The sequence below is a fragment of the Reyranella aquatilis genome, assembly GCF_020880995.1.
GTDB classification, from domain to species: domain Bacteria; phylum Pseudomonadota; class Alphaproteobacteria; order Reyranellales; family Reyranellaceae; genus Reyranella; species Reyranella aquatilis.
In genome coordinates this window covers 89,254-109,074 of sequence record NZ_JAJISD010000008.1, presented here as the reverse complement: position 1 = coordinate 109,074, position 19,821 = coordinate 89,254, and the positions used below count along the sequence as shown (strand labels likewise).

Sequence of the window (19,821 nt, the reverse complement as noted above, 5' to 3'; positions counted from 1 at the left end):
CGGCCATGCGATGAAACGTGCAGCATGATCACGCGACGACATTCCCTTTTCTGCGGCGCCCCGGCCGTCCTGTTCGGATTCATCCGCCCCGGGCACGCCCAGGAGCTTCGCGTGCTGGAATCCGCGCCGCAGGCGAACGCCGTGATCGACGGCCGCAGCAGCGCCTTCTATGTGCGGTTCAGCCGCCCGGTCGACCACCAGGATTCACGGCTTGCCATCAAGCGGGATGGACGGATCATCGAGGTCCTGCATCCGCGACTGGAGTCCGCTCCCGAAGTCCTGTTCGCCCGCGCCCCGACGCTGGCACCGGGCCGCTACAGTCTTCACTGGCTCGTCGGCGGGTCGCCGCAGGCCGATGGCGAGATCCCGTTCACGGTCGGCAGCGGCTCCTAGCCGTCGTCGAGCAGCTCGCGCAGGACGCGGCCGGTGGCCGTGATCGCGAGCAGGGTCGGCACCTTCACCTCGGCCTTCACTGCGGCCTTTATGGGCGGCGCATAACTCATGCAGTCGAGGGCCACCAGGTCGGGTCGCGTTGCCGCGAGGCGTCGCGCCACCGCAGTCGCCTCTTCCGGTGACGCACTCGGCACCAGCGCTTCAACAGTGACGTCGACGCCGTTACGTGCCCATTTCGTGGCAAGCTTCTCGCCCTGCTCGGCGAACGGCACGAGCAGGCCAAGCCGACCGCGCGGCAGCAAGCCCTCGGCGATCCCGCTCAGCACCCGCGACGGGAAGAGCACGCCGGCATCGCCCTCCATGGGCGGAAACTCGCCGGTACAGGCATAGACGATGGCATCGCAGCCGTCGGCACGAAGCTTGGCCAGCGCCGCGGGCGAGCGAGCGATCACGGCCTGCTTGGAGATCTTCACGTCCCGGCCGCCGCGCAGGCGGGTGTACAGGGTGTCGGCGCCGCTGAGAGGCGGCAGCGCGTCGACCTCCTCGTCGCTGAGGCCGTCGAGTGCACCGCGCAGGACCACCTTCGTTCCCGGCGGCGCCTGCGCCGCGAACAGCGCGACGATGTCGTCTCGCGGCGCCTGGCCGATGGTGACGATGCCCAGCGTGTTCATCAATCAGCCCTCCAGGGACACGGTGTCGGTGTCGTTCCAGGCGAGGCCAACCGCATCGCCCGGCATCCGCGAGGCCCGCTCGCCGGCATGCGTCTCGCGCACCAGCATCGACGGACCGGTGGCGGGCCGCACCCGAAGGAGCGTCGAGCCACCGAGATAGTTGGCCGTCTCGACGGTGCCGGCGAGGCGCGCGCCGGCGGGCGCCACGAGCCTGATCTTCTCGGGGCGCAACGCGGTGAGGCTGCTGCCGACTTCCAGAATGTTGATCTCGCCGATGAAGTCGGCGACGAACCGCGTGCGCGGCCGCTCGTAGATTTCGGTGGGCGTGCCGACCTGTTCGACCTTGCCGCGATTCATGACGGCGATCCGGTCGCTCATGGCCAGCGCCTCCTCCTGGTCGTGCGTCACGAAGACCAGCGTGACGCCCAGGCGCTTCTGCAGCTCCTTCAGTTCGAACTGCATCTGCTGACGCAGCTTGCGGTCGAGCGCCCCCAGTGGCTCGTCGCACAGCAGCACCGGCGGCTCGACCACCAGCGCCCGCGCCAGCGCCACGCGCTGCTGCTGGCCGCCTGAAAGCTGGCCGGGTTTGCGCGTCTCGAAGCCGGTCAGCGCCACCTGAGCCAAGGCTGCCGCGACCCGCCGCTCGATCTCGGGCTTCGGCACCTCGCGCATGCGCAGGCCGAAGGCGACGTTCTCCGCCACCGTGCGGTGCGGGAACAACGCATAGGACTGGAACACCATTCCCATGTCCCGGCGGTGCACCGGCAGGTCGGTGATGTCGTTGCCCCCGACATGAACGCGGCCGGAATCGGGGTGCTCGAAACCCGCGATCATGCGCAGGCTCGTCGTCTTGCCGCAGCCCGACGGGCCCAGCAGCGAAAAGAACTCGCCCGCGGCGATGTCGAGCGTGACGGAATCGACGGCCAGGACGCGGCCGTCGAACGTCTTGCTCACGCGGTCGAGCTTGATGGCGGCGGAAGTCACTAGCCCTTCAGGATCTTGGTGACGCGGGCGTCGATGTCTTCGCGGCGCGCATTGTACCATTTCCAGTCGGGCTGGATCAGCGTCGCGACCTTCTCCGGCGTGGTGAGGAGCTTGGCATCGTACTTGGCGTCGAGCTTCACCTTCTTGTTCGCCGGCGAGTACCAGACGGCCTCGGCCAGTTGCTTCTGCACGTCCGGCCGCAGCATGTAGTCGATGTAGGCGAAGGCCAGCTCCTTGACCTTGGAGCCCGGCGTCACGTTCAGCACCTGCTCCAGCGCCAGCACACCCTCGGAGGGGCTCGCAAAGTCGACCGGCTGCATGTTCGCGCCCTCGTAGCGGTAGACGCCCGAATCGTGGATGACGCCCATCGACACCTCGGCCGAGAGCAGCATCTTCTCCATCTGGCCGGTGAAATCGACCAGCTTGATCGGCTTCAGCGCCTCGAGCGCCTTGTAGGCGGCGTCGAGATCGGTGAGGCCCTTGCCGTAGACCTTGCCCAGCATCATCAGATGGGCCTGGCCCAGGCTGTTCACCGGGATCAGGTAGCCACCGCGCGCGCCGGCCAGCTTGGGATCGGCGAGATCCTTCCACGAAGTCGGCTTGGTGAGCCCCTTGTCGGTGCGATAGCCCAGGCCGATGGCGCTGGTAAAGATCGTGACGCCCACGATCTTGTCGCTCACGGCGTAGGGATAGACGTCGGCGATGTTGGGCACTTCCTTCGCGGTGATCTTGTCCATCACCAAGCCCTCGACGACGGCGTTCCACTGCTCGTTCGAGTTGGCGTGCAGCACGTCGTAGATCGGTTCGTTCTTCGGGCTGACCTGCAGCTTGGGCAGGAACGGGAAGGCCTGGTCGGCCGACACCGTGCACTTGAACTCCTTCTCGAACGCCGGCAGCACCGTGGCCTTCATCACCTCGCCCCACTTGCCGCCCCAGGTCGTGATCTTGAGCGTCTTGGTCTGGGCATGGAGGATCGACGGCGCCCCCACCGTGGCCAGGGCCGCGAAGCCCGCACCGGCACGCAACGCTTTGCGACGTGAAATCATGGCAACCCCCTTGTTCGTTCCCATCACAGCTTAACGTAGGCCTTGAGGCCGATCAGCCTCTCCAGCACCAGAACCACCGACAAAGCGAGCAAGATCGAGACCATCGAGGCGGCCGCGATGGCGCCGTCGAGGTCGAATTTCATGTAGTTGAACAATACCACCGGCAGCGTCTCGCCCTTCGGTACCACCAGGAACAGAGACACCGGGAACTGGTCGAACGAGACGATGAACGCGAAGACCCCGCCCGCGAACACGCCCGGCCGGATCAGCGGCAGCGTGACCTCGAAGAACACGCGTGTCGGGCTGGCGCCCAGCACGGCGGCGGCCTCCTCGATGCGGCGATCGAAATTGTGCAGGACCGCCAGCGTCGTGCGGATCACGTAGGGCACCGCGACGAGCGTATGGGCCGCGATCAGCCCCCAGACCGGCCGCCCGATCCCCGACAGGAGATAGGCCTGGAACAGCGCAAGGCCCGTCAGGATGGCCGGCACCATCAGCGGCGACATGAAGAAGGCCGTCAGCACCGCACGCCCCGGCAGGTTGCCGCGCGCCAGGGCGAGCGCGCAGGCGGCGCCGATGACGATCGACAGGACCAGCACCACCGTCGCCACCCACAGCGACAGCCAGAGCGCATTCATGAACTCGGCGCTGGTGAAGAATTTCTCGAACCAGCGCAGGCTCACGCCGACCGGCGGGAAGGAGATGTAGGGCGTCGGGTTCAGCGCAAAGACCAGCACGATGACGATCGGCAGCAGCAGGAACGCGAGCAGCAGCGCGTTGAGTGCAAGGTAGGCGGCGCGGCCGGCATCGAACGGCCGGCGGTTGCGGGCGACGCTCATGCCATCCCCTGCTCGCCCGACAGCCGCGCCAGAATGCGGTTGTAGGCGACGACGATGGCCAGCGAGACCAGCAGCAGGATGACGCCGAGCGCACCCGCGAAGTTCGGATTGAAGCTGGTGCCGACCTGCTGGGCGATCAGCATGGGCAGGGTCAGCACGTTGGTGCCGCCCATCAGCGAGGGCGTCACGTAGGCGCTGATCGACAGGGCGAAGACCAGCAGCGAGCCGGCCAGAATGCCGGGCAGGCTGAGCGGCAGGGTCACCTCGACGAAGGCGCGCAGACGGCCCGCTCCGAGGCTGCGCGCGGCCTGCTCCAGCCGCTCGTCGATGCGGCCGATCACGCCGGTCAGCGTCAGGACCATGAACGGCACATAGATGTGGACCAGTGCCACGATGGTCCCGAACTCGTTGTACATCAGAGGCAGCGGCTTCTCGATCAAACCCCACTGGATCAACGTCGTGTTGATGACGCCCTTGTCCTGCAGGATGGTCATCCAGGCAAAGGTGCGCACGACGATGCCGGTCAGCATCGGCGCGATCACCGCCATCAGCACCAGCGCATGCCCGAGGCGCGACTGCATGCGCGCCATCCAGTGGGCGAGCGGATAGCCGATCAGCAGCGAGACGATCGTGGTGACGAGGCCGATGCGCAGGGTCGACCACAGGGCCTCGTGGAAGATGCCGGCCGTGTCGAGGATGAAACGCTCGTAGTGCCGGGTGGTCAGGAAGGCGTTGGGGTTGGTGACGGGATTGCCGGAATAGAACGACATCGCCGTCATCACGGCGAACGGCATCACGAAGAACAGGACGAACAGCAGCCCGGCCGGGGCGATCAGCCAGGCGATCGGTGACGGGCGGGCGGTGTTCGTCATGCCGGCCCGGTCACGCGGTGGCCGCGACATCACCGACGACCCGGACGCGCACGCGCACCGAGTTGCCGGGCAGGTAGGCGAGCGGCATGTCCTCGCTCTCGATCGTGTGCAGGGTCGTGCGATCGGCGCCGGCCGCCGCGGCGCGGTCGTTGGCGATCTCCTGCGCCGCGGCCAGGGCCTCGACCCGGGTCATATCCTTGAAGATCTGGTCGCACTCGCCCGAGACCTGCGCGATGGCGGCGCCGACGGCATTGGCACAATCGCCATGCTCGACGTGGATCACCTGCGAAACGCCCGCCATTATCTCTGGGATCAGGAACGCACCGCCGCCGACAGCGATCAGCGGCACGTCGCCGGCCTCGGTCTTCATGCGGTCGACCGCCTCCTCGGCAAGTCGCGCAGCTTCGGAGAACACCCTGGCGCAGGTCGCGGCATCGAGATGCGCCACCTTCGTCCTGTCGCCGAGATCCAGGATGCCGGCGGCGACCGCCACATCCGTGGTGGTGAGCTGTGCGCCGCCGAAGGCAATGCCGTCGGTCACCAGGCGATAGCCCACCGAAACCGGGCCGATCGAGAGCGGATCGAGCGCCACATGGCTGCCACCGCCGAGGCCGATCGACAGAAGGTCGGGCATGCGGAACAGCGTACGGACGCCACCCACCTTGACCACCGAATTGGCCTCGCGCGGGAAGCCGAGCTTCAGCTGGCCGACGTCGGTCGTGGTGCCGCCGACATCGATCACCATCGCGTCGCTCAGGCCCGAAAGGTAGGCCGCGCCGCGCATCGAGTTGGTCGCGCCGGAAGCGAAGCTGTAGACCGGCAGGCGCCGCGCCTGGCTCGCTTCGGCCACGGTGCCGTCGTTCTGGGTGATGAAGAGTGGCGCGGCGATGCCGGAATCGCGGATTGCCTGCTCGAAGGCGGCGATCGTGTCGCGCGACAGGTCGGCCAGGGCGGCATTCAGCAGCCCGGCATTCTCGCGTTCCAGCAGGCCAATACGCCCGAGATCGGACGAGCAGGTGATTGCCGCATCCGGGATCACCGACGCCACCAGTTCGGCTGCGCGCTTCTCGTGGCTGGGATCGAGCGGCGAGAAGACGGACGAGATGCCGACTGCGCGCAGCCCCGCCGCCTTCATCTCCTGCGCCGCCTTCAGAACGGCGGCTTCGTCGAGCGGCATGAAGGGGCGACCGTCATACTCGTGGCCTCCCTCGACCATCCAGACGCCGCCGCGCACCAGCGTCGCGAGATCTTCGGGCCAGTCGCAGAACGGCGGCAGCGAGGCACCGGACGGCAGCCCGAGCCGCAGCGCCGCTACTTTGGTCAGGTGCCGGCGCTGCACAACGGCATTGATGAAATGCGTGGTGCCGATCATCACGCCATCGACCTTCTTCGGCGTGCCGTCGGCGCCCTTCAGTACGCCGGTCGCGCCGAGCTTCTTCAGCGAGTCGAGGATGCCGGAAGTCACGTCCTGGCTGGTCGGCGCCTTGACCGCGCCTACGACCTTGCCGTCCTCGATCAGGACGGCGTCGGTGTTGGTGCCGCCGACATCGATACCGATTCGTCTCATGACGCGAACACGCTCCTGAAGTCGAGATCATAGCCGAAGGCCCGCGGACCGACATGTGCCAGTCCTTCGGGGGTGAGGAAGATGTCGGGGCCGGGCAACGCGATCACCGTCACCCTTTGGCCATAGCGGATGGTCTCGGTGCCGACCGCCTCGCCCGACACCGAATCGAGCACGCAGATCAGGTCGGGGCTCATGGCGGCCGGCTCGCCGTCACGCCGCGCCACGATCCACTCGTTCTGGAAGTCGATCTGCATGGCCGAGCCGCGCCAGTCGTCCATGCCCTCTAAACGCACGACGCCACGCAGGAACCCCTCGGTCGCGCGTCGTTCGACGTCGACCACCTTGCCGCGATAGAGGAGCTTGCCCGGCTCGACGGCAAGGATGGCGGCGACCGGGTCGTCGTGCGTCCGCTGCGCCTCGCGCACGGCGCGGCCGATGGCGATCGCCTTGGTCGTGGTTCCGTGGATGCCCCACTTCTTGACCTCGGCCCCGGTGCGCGGAGGCTGGCACGTCGAAGCGGTCGAGCCGTACTCGACCACGATCTTGCGGCCGACGCGCTCGGCCCACTTCCAGGTCGGCACGGTCTCTACGACCGCCTCCAGCCCGCGAACATCGACCACCGTCATCGGACACGGCTTGAGCTTGCCCACCGCCACCGAGGTCATCTGCGCCTCGGGATAGGCGCGCCCCATCGTGTCCGAATCGACGACCGGAATGCCGAGATTGGCGGCCACCATCAGCGGGCGCACACCGTTGCCGCCGCCGATCTCCATGCCCATCACGGCATCGAACCTGCGCCTTGTGTGCTCTTCCATGAACACCGCAGCACGAGTGAACACGCGATGATCGGTGAGACGTTCGATGCCGACCAGCGGCGCGCCCATGCCCGCGATCACGGCGACATAGGCATCGTCCCCCAGATCTTCGGCATCGATCAGCTGCACCCGCTTCCCCTCTCGATAGAGCACGCGCATGTTGAGCAGCGACAGGTACGGATTGCCGCCGCCTCCCGTGCCGAGGATCCAGGCCCCCACGGCAAGCGATTCGATATCGTCCTCGGTGATCTCGCGCGAGCTCACGCAAAGACGCTCTTGAACTCGATGTCGTAGGCGAAGGCCCGGGGCCCCACGTGCTGCAGGCCCTTGGGGCTCAGGAACACCGGCGGCGGCGGCAGCGCGATCACCGTCACCCTCTGGCCGTAGCGGATGGTCTCGGTACCGACCGCCTCGCCCGACACCGAGTCCAGCACGCAGATCAGGTCGGGTGACATGGCAATCGGCTTGCCGTCGAGCCAGGCCACGATCCATTCGTTCTGGAAGTTGATCTCCATGGACGAGCCGCGCCATTCGTCCATGCCATCGAAGCGGGTGCGGCCTCGCAGGAAGCCCTCGGTCGCGCGCCGCTCCACGTCGACGACCTTGCCCTTGTAGAGCAGCTTGCCGGGCTCGACGGCGAGAATGGCCGCGATCGGATCCTCGTGCCGGCGCTGCGCCTCGCGCACCGCATGACCGATGGCGATGGCCTTGGTCGTGGTCCCGTGGATGCCCCACTTCTTCACTTCGGCGCCTGTGCGCGGGGCCTTGCAGGTCGAGGCGATCGAGCCGTACTCGACGCAGATCTTGCGGCTGACCCGCTCCATCCATTTCCACGTCGGCACTTTTTCGACGACCGACTCGAGGCCGCGAACGTCGACGGTAGTCAGCGGACACGGCATGAGGTCGCCAACGGCGACCGAGGTCATCTGCGCCTCCGGATAGGCCCGGCCCATCATGTCCGAATCGATCACCGGACGCTTCAGGTGCGCCGCCGCCATCAGCGGCTGGATCGAATTGCCGCCGCCGATCTCCAGCGCCATGATCCCGCGGAAGCGATATCGCGTGTGGCGCTCCATCAGGTCCACGGCCCGCGCGATGGTGCGGCTGTCGGTGAGACGCTCCTGCCCGACCAGCGGCGCTCCCATGTTGGAAACCGCGGCGACCCAGTCGTCGTCGGCCAGCTCCGACGCCGGCATGAGCTGGACCCGGTAGCCTTCCTTGTAGAGCGCCCGCATGTTGAGCAGGCCGAGATAGGGGCTGCCGCCGCCGCCGGTGCCGAGCACCCAGGCGCCGACGGCCAGCGATTCGATGTCGTCGATTGTGATGTCGGTCAGGGGCATGATCCGGTGCTTCGGGCGAGGTCGCTCTTGTCGGGATGGACGAGGGTCCGCCGGAGCGAAGCCTTGCAAGATCGGGACCATCGACCAGCTACTTTCGTCGCGCGATGAGGTCCAGCCCGCATGACATCTTGCCCCGTGTTAAGGCATGTCTATGGATTAATCAGACGGCGATCTATACGTGCGAACACGTATGAGGAGGAGACAGGTGGGCACCAGGCGCATTCCCCGCATCGCCGTCGTCACCATGGGGCACGCGCCACGCCCGGACGTCATGGAGGAACTCCGGCCGCTGCTGGGCGAAGCCACGCTCGACGAGTTCGGCGCGCTCGACAACGACTCCGACAGACTCATCGCGAAGAGCGCACCGTGCCGCGACGAGCTGAGTTATCTCACGCGGCTGCGCGATGGCCGGCATGTTATCGTCGAAGCCGGCTTCGTGACGAGCCGCACGGAAGCCCTGGTCACGAAACTCGACGGACAGAACTTCGATCTGATCATCCTGGCAATGACCGGCATGCGTGCGCGCCTCGCGACGCGCACGCCGCTCATTCACGGTCAGGATGCGCTGGACGCCTGGATTTCCGCCCTGACCGCCAGCAATTCCCGGATCGGCATCATCTTTCCGCTGGCGAGCCAGCAATCGGCGGCGAGCGAAAGCGACTACGGCACGATGCTGAAAAGTTCGCTCGCCAGCATCGGCGGCAACCAGAGTTCCGATCTCACCCAGGCCATCGATCGCGTTTCGGGCGCAGACCTGATCGTGATGAACTCGGTTGGCTACACGGGCGAGATGGCGCAGCAGGTCGAGCGCACCAGCGGCAAGCCGGTCGTCACCGCCTGCCGTATCATCGGGAGTACGGCGCGCCTGCGGCTGTCGGAGATCGCCGGCAAGCCGCTCGATCTGCAGGCCGCGACCTATACCGGCGCCGAACTGCTACGGCGACTTCCGCAGCCGGCCCTTGAAACGCTTACACGACGCGAGACGGAGGTGCTGGTCCAGGTGCTCGAGGGCGCCGCCAACAAGTCCATCGCGCGGGCGCTGGGTATCAGCCACCGCACCGTCGAGATCCACCGCGCTCGCGCGATGCTGAAACTGAGCGCGACGTCGACTCCCGAGCTCATCCGGCGCGCCTTGAGGCAGCCGGAACGCTGAGGCCCGCGGCGGACCTCAAGGCACGAGCGGCGGCACCGCGGCCCGGATCGGCGCGCTCGAGATCTGCATCAGGCCGGAGAATGGCTCGACCATCTCCAGGATCAGGAACAGCGCCGCCGCCGCCGAAAGAGCGACCAGCCCGAGCGCCACAGCCGATGTCGGGTTCACCGGCGAGAACAGGCAGTAACTGACGAAGAGCACGGTGAGCCAGAATATCAGCACCACGAGGATCGGCAGCGGCAGTCCGGACCTCGACTGCTCATAGAGCGCAAGCCTGGCCTGCGAGATTGGAACGGCGAGCTGGAGAGCCTGCGCGACCAGGGCCGACTTGACGGTCGTCCCTCCGGGCAGCGCGTGGAGCCCAGCGTAGACCTGCGACGCCAGGGTCCCGCTGCCATAGAGGGCGCGATTATCCGTGGACCCTGCCTCATGCCAGATCCTTTCGATCATCTGGTCGACAGCTTCCCGCAGCACGGAGCGGAGCGGCTTGGCTTCCGGGCCGTATTGATCGAGCACGGCGTCGAGCAGGATGAGATTGGCCGCAATCTGGCGGACTTCGGTGCGCTGGGTCTCGTAGATAGTGCTTGCCGAGTTTATGAGGAGGCCCAGGACCAGCGCCGCGATCGTCCCGACGAGACCGGCTCCCAACCGGACGATGTCCCGGGCATGGTCGTCGAGGTGATGGTCCGGCAGCCTGCGGCGCAGCAATGCACCGATGACCGCGCCGAGGAGCATGACCCCGCAAGCCGCGAGCGAGATCCAGATGGGCTGCACGAAATCGACCTTTCCTGGGACCGCAGAATACGGGCGGCCTCCAGAATTCTACCACTCCTGCGAAATGCATACGGCTTGCTTTTTGCAGGGCTTGCAGCCCACGTGATAGCGTCTGTGGGCAGCGTATTCGGAGGTCGTCGATGCAGCCAACCATCCAGCCCGTGAGCGGGCGGCCCGTCGCCCCGCCGCTGATCGGCGGCGAGATTCCGCTGATCGATGTCTCGGCCTATCTCGCGGGCGTACCAGGCGCGGCCGAAAAGGCCGCCGCCGAGCTGCGCTACGCCTTCGAGAATGTCGGCTTCTACTATCTCGCGGGCCACGGCGTGCCCCAGAAGCTGATCGACGATACCTATGAAGCCGCCGCGCGCTTCCACGCCCAGCCGATGGAGGCCAAGCTCGCGGTCAAGGTCGACGAGCACAATATCGGCTACATGCCGATCGCGCAGAAGGCGCCGCCCAATGCCGCCGCGCAGGGCAAGAAGCCCAGCCAGAACGAGGCCTACTTCCTGCGCCGCGAGCGTGCCGCCGACGATCCGGACGTGATCTCGGGGCGCCGTTTCCACGCACCGAACAAGTGGCCGGCCGAACTGCCCGGTTTCCGCGAGACGACGCTCGAATACATCGCGACCCTGGAAAAGCTCTGCCAGAAGCTGGTGAAGCTCTACGCGCTGGCGCTCGACCTGCCGGAGACCTTTTTCGACGCCTGTTTCGCCAAGCCGCACATGATCCTGCGCATGTCGCGCTATCCGCAGATCGACGGCACCGACGAAACCGTCGAGAGCCTGGTGCCGCACACCGATTCGGGATTCATGACCCTGCTGCCCCCGAACAAGGTCCAGGGCCTCTCGATCCTGCTGCCCGACGGACGCTGGATGGACGCGCCCGGCATCGAGGATGCCTTCGTCGTCAATGGCGGCGACATCCTCCACCGCTGGAGCAACGAGCGCTTCCTGTCGACGCCCCATCGCGTGCGCAACGTGTCGGGCCAGATCCGCTACGCCATTCCCTTCTTCTGCGATCCCGACCACGACACGATGATCGAGTGCCTGCCCTCGTGCCAGTCGGCGGAGCGGCCGGCCAAGTATCCGCCGATCAAATTCGGCGACTATGCGCTGTGGTTCGCCGCCCAGCGCTACGGCCACATGGCGAAGGTGCAGGCACCGTCGGAGGCCGAGATCGCGCCCGGCGAACGCGCCACCTCGCGCTGGCAGGCCTGATCCGATGCGCCTTCGCGGACTGTTCGCCGCCGGCTCCGCCGCCGCGCTCCTGCTCGCCTCGCCTGCCTTCGCCCAGACGAAGACCATCAAGGCGGTGATGCATTCGGACCTCAAGGTGCTCGATCCGATCTGGACCACCGCCAACATCGTGCGGAACCATGGCTACATGGTGTGGGACACGCTGTTCGCGATGGATGAGAAGCTGCAGGCGCAGCCGCAGATGGTCGACACCTGGAGCCTGAGCGACGACAAGCTCACCTACACCTTCACCCTGCGCGACGGGCTGAAGTGGCACGACGGCAAGCCGGTCACCGCCGAGGACTGCATCGCCTCGCTGAAGCGCTGGGGCGCGCGCGATTCGACCGGCGTGAAGATGTTGAGTTTCGTGTCCTCGTTCGAGCCGGTGAACGACAGGACGTTCAGGATCGTCCTCAAGGAGCCCTATGGGCTGCTGATCGATTCGCTGGCCAAGCCCGGCGGCTCGACCCCGCTGATGATGCCCAAGCGCATCGCCGACACCGATCCGGCCAAGCAGATTTCCGAGTTCGTCGGCTCCGGTCCCTTCATCTTCAAGGCCGACGAGTGGAAGCCCGGCGACAAGACCGTCTATGTGAGGAACCCCGATTACAAGCCGCGCCCGGAACCTGCCTCCGGCCTCGCTGGCGGCAAGGTCGCCAAGGTCGATCGCGTGGAGTGGCTGGCGATCCCCGACCACCAGACCGCGGTGAACGCCCTGCTGGCGGGGGAGATCGACTATATCGAGGCGCCGCCGCACGACCTGAAGTCGCTGTTGCAGGCCGACAGGAACATCCGGCTCGAGGTCTACAACAAGATCGGTGCCCAGTACGTCTTCCGCTGGAATACCGTCGTGCCCCCCTTCGACAATGAGAAGGTGCGACGTGCCGCCGAGTATGCCTTCGACCAGAAGGCGTTCCTGCAGGGCGTGATCGGCGACGAGAAGTACTACCAGACCTGCGATGCCATGTTCGTCTGCGGCACGCCGCTCGAGAGCAAGGCCGGCATGGACGGGCTGGTGCGCGGCAACTTCGCCCGGTCGCGGGAGCTGCTCAAGGAGGCCGGCTACGACGGCACCCCGATCGTGATGCTGCACACCACCGACATCGCGGTGCTGACCAATGCCGGCCCGATCGCCAAGGACCTGCTGGAGAAGGGCGGCTTCAAGGTCCAGATGGTGCCGCTCGACTTCCAGGCGATCGTCTCGCGCCGCCTGCGCAAGACCCTGCCGCAGGACGGCGGCTGGAACGGCTTCATGACCTCATGGCTCTCGGTCGACATGATGAACCCGCTGACCAACAGCATGCTCACTGCGTCCTGCGACAAGGCCAATTTCGGCTGGCCGTGCGATGCCGAGGTCGAACGGCTGCGCGACGCATTCGCCCGTGCGCCCGACCTGGAAAGCCGCAGGAAGATCGCGGCCGACCTGCAGGCGCGCGCCATCACCTACGGCACGCACGTCCCGCTCGGCCAGTACACGCTGCCGACGGCGACGCGCGCCGACCGGCTGAGCGGCGTGGTGACCAGCCCCGTCCCGGTGTTCTGGAACATCGAGAAGAAGGGCAACTGACGCCGCCGGCGCCGGATAGGCGATGTTCTCCGAGAAAACCCGGATCGTCGGCGCGGGCGCCATCGGCAACGTGCTCGAATGGTACGATTTCGCGATCTACGGCTATTTCGCGATCATCATCGGGCAGACCTTCTTCCCGCATCAGAGCGAGCTCGCGCAGCTGCTGTCGGCGTTCGGCGTCTTCGCCATTGGCTGCCTGATGCGGCCGCTGGGAAGCCTCGTGTCGGGCAGCATCGGGGATCGCTTCGGCCGGCGGGCGGCGCTCAACCTGTCGATGGCCGCCATGGCCTTCTCCACGTTCCTCGTCGGGATCCTGCCGGGCTATGAGAGTCTCGGCCTCCTGGCGCCGGTGCTGCTCACCGCGCTGCGCATCGTGCAGGGCCTGTCGATCGGCGGCGAGTGCCCGACGGCCTTCATCTTCATGATCGAACATGCCGGCCCCCGCCGGCGTGGACTGGCCGGCGCCATGGCGACGGGTGGAGGCACCGCCGGCATCCTCTTCGGATCCGCGACGGGGGCGCTGCTTACCGCCGTCCTGCCGCCGGAGGCCCTGCAGGACTGGGGCTGGCGCCTGCCCTTCCTTCTCGGCCTGCCCATCGGGCTGCTGGGGATCTGGCTGCGCCGCCGGGTGCCCGAGCCGCCCCGGGCGAGCGGGATGGCCGAGACACCGGTGCGGGAGGTGCTGCATCAGCATCTCTGGCTGCTGGCAAGACTGGCCGGCATCGCCGCGCTGGGCGCCGTGACCTTCTACATCGTGTTCCTCTATCTCGTGAGCTGGCTGCAGTTCGTCGACGGAGTGGCCCCGGTCCGCGCCCTCGCCTTCAACACGGTGGCCATGGCGGTAGCCCTGCCGATCTATCTCGGTGCCGGATGGCTCAGCGACCGGATCGGCCGGCGCCGGCTGCTCCTGATCGCGATGGCGGCCGCGATGGTCGGCGCCGTGCCGCTGTTCTGGCTTCTGCATCATCCCGATCCGCTGCTGGTGATGGCGGGGCAACTGGGCTTCGTCGCGATCATCGGCACCGTGTTCGGGGTGGAACCGGCCTTCATGGTGGAGGCGACACCGGCCCGCATTCGCTGCACGGCGGTTGCGCTGGGCTTCAACCTGCCCGCGGGCGTGTTGGGCGGCCTGTCGCCGCTCGCCGCGGCCTGGCTTATCCACCGGACCGGCAATGATCTCAGCCCGGCCTTCCTGATCGTCGGGGCGGCGGCGATCTCCTTCGCCGCGACGGCCTCTTTTCCCGACAGGACGGGCCTGCCGGACGATGCTTCCGCGGCCCCGCCGAAGAAGTGACGCCGCCGCGGCCACTCATGGCATAGTCCGGCGCAATGAGTCCGCCCAGCACACGGCGCATCGTCGCCGCCGGCACCATCGGCAATCTGCTCGAATGGTACGATTTCGCGATCTACGGCTACTTCGCGGCCACCATCGGCCGCGTGTTCTTCCCGGCCGAGGATCCTGTGGCGCAGGTCCTGGCGGCCTTCGGCATCTTTGCGCTGGGCTACCTGATGCGGCCGCTGGGCGGCGTGGTGGTGGGCCATATCGGCGACCGCTACGGGCGACGCGCCGCCCTCACCTTCTCGATCGCCGCCATGGCGATCCCCACCTTCCTCGTGGGCCTGCTGCCCGGCCACGAGACACTGGGCCTGGCGGCGCCGATCCTGCTCACGCTGCTGCGTATGATCCAGGGTCTCTCGGTCGGCGGCGAGGCGACGACCGCGATGGTCTTCCTCGTCGAACAGGCGCCGCCTGGCCGCCGCGGCCTGGTCGGCAGCTTCTGCTCGCTGGCGGCCACCGGCGGCTTCCTGCTGGGCTCGGCGATCGGTGCCCTTTTCGCCGCCGTCCTGCCGGCGGACGCGCTGGCCGCCTGGGGGTGGCGCATCCCGTTCCTGCTGGGGCTACTGCTGGGCGTGATCGGCTGGTGGATCCGGCAGGTCATCGTGGAGGAAGCGCCGAAGGAGCGGGCGCAAACCTCGCCGCTGGCCGAGACGGTGCGCCATCACGGCCGCGCCGTGCTGCGCGTGGCCGGCGTCACGATCTTCAATGCCGTCGGCTTCTACCTCATGTTCCTCTACGTGGTGACCTGGCTCCAGACCGTCGATGGGATCGCACCGGCGCGCGCGCTGGAGATCAATACCGTCAGCATGTTCTTCCTGCTGCCGGTGATGCTCCTGTCGGGCTGGCTGTCGGACCGCGTGGGGAGACGACCACTCATGTTCGCCGCAATGATCCTAGGCTTCGCCGGAGCGGTGCCGTTCCTCTGGTTGATGCATCATCCCGATCCCGCGTTGATCCTCGCAGGCCAACTCGCGCTGGTCGTACCGGCGGGCATGGGGCTCGGCATCCTCCCCGCCATCCTCACCGAAGCGGTGGCCGGCCGCGTCCGCTGCACGGCGGTATCGCTGGGCTACAACATCGCCTTCGGCGTGATCGGCGGCCTGACCCCGCTCACCGCCGCCTGGCTCGTCGCCCGCACCGGCGTCGATCTCAGCCCGGCCTGGCTGTTCATGGCAGCCGCCGCCATCTCGATCGTCACGCTCCTCACCTTCCGGGAGACCTCGCGCGACGCGACGCTGCCGCCGTGACGCTCTCGCGCCGCGCCCTCGGGCCGCTGGCGCTGGCGGCAAGTGTGCTTGCCGGAACCGCGCGCGCCGTGCCCTCCGCCTGGGTCGACGCCCATACGCATGTCTTCGTGCGCGGCCTGAAGCTCGCCGTCGATGCGCGCTATGCACCCGACTACGACGCCTCGTGGCAGACGCTGCTCGCACTGGCCGAAGCGAATGGCGTCGGCCGCGCGGTACTGCTGCAGCCCTCGTTCCTGGGCTACGACAATTCGTACCTGTTCGGCGCGCTCAAGGCGGAGCCGCACCGGTTTCGCGGCGTGCCCTGGATTTCGCCCTCGGTCGAAACGCGGCCCGAAGAGTGGGAAGAAATGGCGCGCATCGGCGTCCGCGGCCTGCGCTTTCCGATCTTCGGCCTGCCGTCGCCACAATGGTCGGCCTATCACGAGATGCTGGGCGAGGCGCTGAAGCGGGACTGGCCGATCCATCTCTATGTCGAGAGTCGGCGCCTGCCCGAGATGCTGCCTTTCCTGCTGGATGGCGGCCACAAGGTGGTGATCCCGCACTACGGCATGTTCGACCGCACCCTGGGACCCGCCCGCGACCCCGGCTTCAAGGTCCTGCTGGAAAGCGCCAGGACCGGCCGCGTCTTCGTCGTGATGTGCGGAGCCTATCGCGTCGGCCCGGAGCGCGCGCGGATGGCGGCGCCGATTCTGCTCGATGCCTTCGGCCCCGAACGCCTGATGTGGGGCAGCGACTGGCCGCACACCGACACCGACCTCAACCGCGTAACGACCTATCCGATCACGCTCAAGACGTTCGAGGACTGGGTGCCGGACGAGGCGACGCGGCGCACGATCCTCGTCGAGACGCCATCGAAGCTGTACGGGTTCTAGAACTGGCTGGCAGTGGACAACCTCCGGTCGTTCGACGATGCTCGCGGCCTCGACCGGCGGAGGCACTCCTGTATCGACTTGCTGTTGTTGTCTGCTCGTTGTTCTTTTGCTCGGCGGCGCTCGCCAACCATCCCTGTACCCCCGCGATCTGCGATCCGACAACAGCAGATGGCCTCAAACAATGTGCCGCCAAGGCCGACTGGATCGCCGAAGGAACGATCGAGCAGTTGACGGACATTCATGGCCGCTATTGCGATACTTTTGGCTGTTCGTCGCTATGGTACGGCGTCAACGTCACGCTCGGGAGTGACATGAAGATGCTCAAGGGTGCCATTGTGGCGGGCCGGCCGAGCGATATGCCGGGGCGTCGCGACATGATGAAGTCGGCCTCGCATTGCTTCTCCCGCTTCGTGAAGGTCACGCCCGCCATGATCGGTCAGCGCGTTCGGTTTTTCGGGACGGAGAAATCCGTGGGTCCGAGCACGGGACCGGGCTTCTTTGCTTTCGAGATGCTTCCGCAATGAGGGCGATCCATGTTGCCGCGCTGGCGGTACTGCATGTCGCCATGCTGGCATCGCCGGCGGCCAGCCTTGCCCAGGGACTCTGCCCGCCCCCTCCCTGCGACCTGAAGAAGGAAGGACCGAAGGCGTGCGAGACCAAGGCAACCTGGGTGCTGGAGGGAAGCGTCGAATCGCTCTCCGACAGCTTCTCAAGACCTTGTCAGCGCTTCGGAGACAACCGGGAATGCCTGCCCCCGTCGTGGGCAGGCGCACGAGTCGGACTGCGACAGCTTCAGGCCGTGAAAATGCCAATTCGAGTCATCATCGAAGGGCCTCTCATCTTCACGGGTTACGGCAGCGCCGTGATCGAGTCCGCAAACCGGTGCTGGGAGGAAGCCGTTCGGCTCCCCACAACCGCTCCAACTAGGCGTGTTCGTTTCTACGGGATGGAAAAGTATCCGAGTCCGCCGAGCCAACTTCACGGATGGCCGCCATCGGCGTCTCGCGATGGAGGCTACTTCGCCTACGAATTCATCAAGTAGACGCCGTTGGGTCAGGCCGTGCCGCCCTCGACGGGGCGGTTCTCGGCGCGCCAGCGGAGCATGCCGCCGGGGAGGTTGGCGACGTCGGCGAGTCCCGCCTTCTGCAGGATCGCGGTGGCGTGCGCGGAGCGGCTGCCGGCGCGGCAGACGGCGACGATCGGCTTGTCCTTCGGCAGGTCCCCGGCCTTCGCGGCGAGTTCGCCGAGCGGCACCAGAGTCGCGCCGCGAATGTGGCCCAGCGGGCCGGAGAACTCGGCCGGCTCGCGCACGTCGAGCACGTTCACCTGCGACAGATGCTCCTCCAGCCAGTGCGGCTCGACTTCCCAGACGCCGCCGAAGGTGAAGCGCAAGGGCGCCCAGCCGGGCTCGGCCGGCACACCCGCCGCGTTCCCCGGCTGACCGCAGCGCAGGTTGGCCGGCACCGCTTCGTCGATCTTCTTGGGATGCGGAAGATCGAGGTTCTTCATGTAGCCGACATAGTCGTTCTCGCCGACCTCGCCGCCCAGCCGTGGATTGAACGTCTTCTCCTCGATGACGCTGCTGACCGTCAGGCCGCGATAGTCGTGCGCCGGATAGAGAAGGCAGTTCTCCGGCAGAGCGAAGATGCGGGAGCGCACCGAGCGATACAGCGCCCGCGGATCGCCCTGCTGGAAATCGGTGCGCCCCGACCCGCGGATCAGGATGCAGTCGCCGGTGAAGGCCATGCTTTCATCGTCGAGCACGTAGGTGACGCACCCCGAGGTGTGGCCGGGCGTCGACCGCACTTCGAGCGCACGCCGCCCGAACTCGATGCGGTCGCCATCCTGCAGCAGCCGGTCGGCACCGGCCGCGCCCGACGCCGCAGACAGCGCGATCCTGCTGCCAAGCCGCTGCTTCAGGAGCCAGGCGCCGGTCACGTGGTCGGCATGGACATGCGTGTCGAGCGTCCACTTTAGCGTGAGACCAAGCTCGCCAATCAGCGCCGCATCGCGGCGGGCCTGCTCGAACACCGGGTCGATCAGCAGCGCCTCCTTCGAGACGCTGCAGCCGAGTAGGTAGGTGTAGGTCGAGGAAGTCGGATCGAACAGTTGTCGGAAGACAAGCATCGGTGGCAGCTCCTCAGGCCGGCGCGCTGGCCTTGTCGATCGCGGCCAGCGATTCCGGATCGAGCTCCAGCGTGGTCGCATTGAGCACATCGTCGAGCTGCTTCAGGCTGGTCGCGCTCACGATCGGCGCGGTGATCGACTTGCGATGCAGCAGCCAGGCGAGCGCCACCTGGGCCAGCGTGGCATGGGCCTTTGCGGCGGCATCGTCGAGCGCCTTCAGTACCGCCATGCCCTTGGGGTTGATGTACTTCTTCACGCCGGCACCGCGCTGGGCGCCGCCGACATCGGCCTCGGACCGGTACTTCCCGGTGAGGAAGCCGCTGGCCAGCGAGTAATAGGGGATCACGCCGATCCCCTGCTTCAGGCACTCGTCCTCGAGCGCACCCTCGAACAGGCCACGCTCCATCAGATTGTAGTGCGGCTGCAGGCTCTCGTAGCGCGGCAGGCCCTTCTCCTTCGAGATCTTTGCCGCCTCGGCCAAGCGCGGCGCGTCGAAGTTGGAGGCACCGATGAAGCGGATCTTGCCGGCCTTCACCAGCTCGCCATAGGTCGAGAGCGTTTCCTCCTGCGGCGTGTCCTTGTCGTCCTTGTGCGACTGGAACAGGTCGATGCGGTCGGTGTTGAGTCGCTTCAGCGAGGCGTCGACCGACTCCTTGATGTTCTTGGCCGACAGCGCACCGCTCGGCAGGCCCATGCCGCACTTGGTGGCCAGCACGATCTTGTCGCGCTTGGACGGATCCTTCTTCAGCCAGGTGCCGATCACCGTCTCGCTCTCGCCGCCCTTGTTGCCGGGGAACCAGCGCGAATAGACGTCGGCGGTATCGACGAAGGAGAAGCCGCCATCGACGAAGGCGTCGAGCAACTGGTGCGAGGTCGCCTCGTCGGCGGTCCAGCCGAAGACGTTGCCGCCGAAGGCGATGGGGACGAATTCCAGGTCCGATTTTCCGAGTCTGCGCTTCTGCATTCCATCACTCCCTAGG

At 66.9% G+C, this 19,821-nt stretch carries 19 protein-coding genes; 8 read left to right on the top strand and 11 right to left on the bottom strand.

The window, feature by feature from the left end:
* Positions 1-24 precede the first annotated feature (24 nt).
* Positions 25-393, top strand: a complete 369-nt coding sequence (locus tag LJ725_RS18675; protein ID WP_230552166.1) for a copper resistance protein CopC — start codon at positions 25-27, stop codon at positions 391-393.
* On the opposite strand, the gene LJ725_RS18670 is transcribed toward LJ725_RS18675, so the two are convergent.
* The 8 genes from LJ725_RS18670 to LJ725_RS18635 are packed head-to-tail and all read right to left on the bottom strand — an operon-like array spanning position 390 to position 8,527.
* Positions 390-1,064: an AroM family protein gene (locus LJ725_RS18670; protein WP_230552165.1), complete on the bottom strand. Its 675-nt coding sequence runs from the start codon at positions 1,062-1,064 to the stop codon at positions 390-392. The genes LJ725_RS18675 and LJ725_RS18670 overlap by 4 nt on opposite strands.
* 3 nt (positions 1,065-1,067) lie before the next feature.
* Entirely contained in the window at positions 1,068-2,048 is a 981-nt protein-coding gene (locus tag LJ725_RS18665) for an ABC transporter ATP-binding protein (RefSeq protein WP_230552164.1), read from the bottom strand.
* Positions 2,048-3,094, bottom strand: coding sequence for an extracellular solute-binding protein (locus LJ725_RS18660; protein WP_230552163.1), 1,047 nt, complete (start codon positions 3,092-3,094; stop codon positions 2,048-2,050). The genes LJ725_RS18665 and LJ725_RS18660 overlap by 1 nt, the downstream gene beginning before the upstream one ends.
* Before the next feature lie 23 nt (positions 3,095-3,117).
* Positions 3,118-3,933, bottom strand: a complete 816-nt coding sequence (locus tag LJ725_RS18655; protein ID WP_230552162.1) for an ABC transporter permease — start codon at positions 3,931-3,933, stop codon at positions 3,118-3,120.
* Entirely contained in the window at positions 3,930-4,805 is an 876-nt protein-coding gene (locus tag LJ725_RS18650) for an ABC transporter permease (protein ID WP_230552161.1), read from the bottom strand. The genes LJ725_RS18655 and LJ725_RS18650 overlap by 4 nt, the downstream gene beginning before the upstream one ends.
* A gap of 10 nt (positions 4,806-4,815) precedes the next feature.
* Positions 4,816-6,372 (bottom strand): hydantoinase/oxoprolinase family protein, encoded by a 1,557-nt coding sequence (locus LJ725_RS18645; RefSeq protein ID WP_230552160.1) that lies wholly within the window; start codon positions 6,370-6,372, stop codon positions 4,816-4,818.
* Positions 6,369-7,451 carry a DUF917 domain-containing protein gene (locus LJ725_RS18640; protein ID WP_230552159.1) on the bottom strand — a complete coding sequence of 361 codons (1,083 nt, stop codon included), beginning with the start codon at positions 7,449-7,451 and terminating at the stop codon, positions 6,369-6,371. The genes LJ725_RS18645 and LJ725_RS18640 overlap by 4 nt, the downstream gene beginning before the upstream one ends.
* On the bottom strand, positions 7,448-8,527 hold the full coding sequence (locus LJ725_RS18635; RefSeq protein ID WP_230552158.1) for a DUF917 domain-containing protein: 1,080 nt from the start codon (positions 8,525-8,527) through the stop codon (positions 7,448-7,450). Before LJ725_RS18635 ends, LJ725_RS18640 begins: the two co-directional genes overlap by 4 nt.
* A 205-nt stretch (positions 8,528-8,732) precedes the next feature.
* Between LJ725_RS18635 and LJ725_RS18630 the strand changes: the two genes are divergently transcribed.
* Positions 8,733-9,680: an AroM family protein gene (locus LJ725_RS18630; protein ID WP_230552157.1), complete on the top strand. Its 948-nt coding sequence runs from the start codon at positions 8,733-8,735 to the stop codon at positions 9,678-9,680.
* A 15-nt stretch (positions 9,681-9,695) separates the two neighbouring features.
* On the opposite strand, the gene LJ725_RS18625 is transcribed toward LJ725_RS18630, so the two are convergent.
* Positions 9,696-10,454, bottom strand: coding sequence for a bestrophin-like domain (locus tag LJ725_RS18625; protein ID WP_230552156.1), 759 nt, complete (start codon positions 10,452-10,454; stop codon positions 9,696-9,698).
* Positions 10,455-10,594: 140 nt separating this feature from the next.
* On the opposite strand from LJ725_RS18625, the gene LJ725_RS18620 reads away from it, so the two are divergent.
* From LJ725_RS18620 to LJ725_RS18595, 6 genes are all read left to right on the top strand, one after another.
* The gene (locus LJ725_RS18620; protein WP_230552155.1) at positions 10,595-11,671 is read left to right on the top strand and encodes an isopenicillin N synthase family dioxygenase; all 1,077 of its coding nucleotides are present in this window, start codon (positions 10,595-10,597) and stop codon (positions 11,669-11,671) included.
* A 4-nt stretch (positions 11,672-11,675) separates the two neighbouring features.
* Positions 11,676-13,256: an ABC transporter substrate-binding protein gene (locus LJ725_RS18615; RefSeq protein ID WP_230552154.1), complete on the top strand. Its 1,581-nt coding sequence runs from the start codon at positions 11,676-11,678 to the stop codon at positions 13,254-13,256.
* A gap of 22 nt (positions 13,257-13,278) precedes the next feature.
* Positions 13,279-14,550, top strand: a complete 1,272-nt coding sequence (locus tag LJ725_RS18610; RefSeq protein WP_230552153.1) for an MFS transporter — start codon at positions 13,279-13,281, stop codon at positions 14,548-14,550.
* 35 nt (positions 14,551-14,585) lie between these two features.
* Positions 14,586-15,842, top strand: coding sequence for an MFS transporter (locus LJ725_RS18605; protein WP_230552152.1), 1,257 nt, complete (start codon positions 14,586-14,588; stop codon positions 15,840-15,842).
* The gene (locus LJ725_RS18600; protein WP_230552151.1) at positions 15,839-16,714 is read left to right on the top strand and encodes an amidohydrolase family protein; all 876 of its coding nucleotides are present in this window, start codon (positions 15,839-15,841) and stop codon (positions 16,712-16,714) included. The genes LJ725_RS18605 and LJ725_RS18600 overlap by 4 nt, the downstream gene beginning before the upstream one ends.
* A gap of 98 nt (positions 16,715-16,812) precedes the next feature.
* Positions 16,813-17,238 (top strand): hypothetical protein, encoded by a 426-nt coding sequence (locus tag LJ725_RS18595; protein WP_230552150.1) that lies wholly within the window; start codon positions 16,813-16,815, stop codon positions 17,236-17,238.
* Between the two features lie 529 nt (positions 17,239-17,767).
* Here LJ725_RS18595 and LJ725_RS18590 read toward each other — a convergent pair.
* Together LJ725_RS18590 and LJ725_RS18585 are read right to left on the bottom strand one after the other, a co-directional pair.
* Positions 17,768-18,841: an MBL fold metallo-hydrolase gene (locus LJ725_RS18590; protein ID WP_230552149.1), complete on the bottom strand. Its 1,074-nt coding sequence runs from the start codon at positions 18,839-18,841 to the stop codon at positions 17,768-17,770.
* Positions 18,842-18,854: 13 nt separating this feature from the next.
* Positions 18,855-19,805 (bottom strand): aldo/keto reductase, encoded by a 951-nt coding sequence (locus tag LJ725_RS18585; protein ID WP_230552148.1) that lies wholly within the window; start codon positions 19,803-19,805, stop codon positions 18,855-18,857.
* Positions 19,806-19,821: the final 16 nt, after the last annotated feature.

What these genes read in the sequence shown, in the direction of transcription:
- LJ725_RS18645 (WP_230552160.1), bottom strand. Translation starts at nt 6,372, where the DNA reads ATGAGACGAATCGGTATCGATGTCGGCGGCACCAACACCGACGCCGTC.
- LJ725_RS18620 (WP_230552155.1), top strand. Translation starts at nt 10,595, where the DNA reads ATGCAGCCAACCATCCAGCCCGTGAGCGGGCGGCCCGTCGCCCCGCCG.
- LJ725_RS18675 (WP_230552166.1), top strand. Translation starts at nt 25, where the DNA reads ATGATCACGCGACGACATTCCCTTTTCTGCGGCGCCCCGGCCGTCCTG.
- LJ725_RS18615 (WP_230552154.1), top strand. Translation starts at nt 11,676, where the DNA reads ATGCGCCTTCGCGGACTGTTCGCCGCCGGCTCCGCCGCCGCGCTCCTG.
- LJ725_RS18605 (WP_230552152.1), top strand. Translation starts at nt 14,586, where the DNA reads ATGAGTCCGCCCAGCACACGGCGCATCGTCGCCGCCGGCACCATCGGC.
- LJ725_RS18660 (WP_230552163.1), bottom strand. Translation starts at nt 3,094, where the DNA reads ATGATTTCACGTCGCAAAGCGTTGCGTGCCGGTGCGGGCTTCGCGGCC.
- LJ725_RS18655 (WP_230552162.1), bottom strand. Translation starts at nt 3,933, where the DNA reads ATGAGCGTCGCCCGCAACCGCCGGCCGTTCGATGCCGGCCGCGCCGCC.
- LJ725_RS18670 (WP_230552165.1), bottom strand. Translation starts at nt 1,064, where the DNA reads ATGAACACGCTGGGCATCGTCACCATCGGCCAGGCGCCGCGAGACGAC.
- LJ725_RS18650 (WP_230552161.1), bottom strand. Translation starts at nt 4,805, where the DNA reads ATGACGAACACCGCCCGCCCGTCACCGATCGCCTGGCTGATCGCCCCG.
- LJ725_RS18635 (WP_230552158.1), bottom strand. Translation starts at nt 8,527, where the DNA reads ATGCCCCTGACCGACATCACAATCGACGACATCGAATCGCTGGCCGTC.
- LJ725_RS18585 (WP_230552148.1), bottom strand. Translation starts at nt 19,805, where the DNA reads ATGCAGAAGCGCAGACTCGGAAAATCGGACCTGGAATTCGTCCCCATC.
- LJ725_RS18610 (WP_230552153.1), top strand. Translation starts at nt 13,279, where the DNA reads ATGTTCTCCGAGAAAACCCGGATCGTCGGCGCGGGCGCCATCGGCAAC.
- LJ725_RS18590 (WP_230552149.1), bottom strand. Translation starts at nt 18,841, where the DNA reads ATGCTTGTCTTCCGACAACTGTTCGATCCGACTTCCTCGACCTACACC.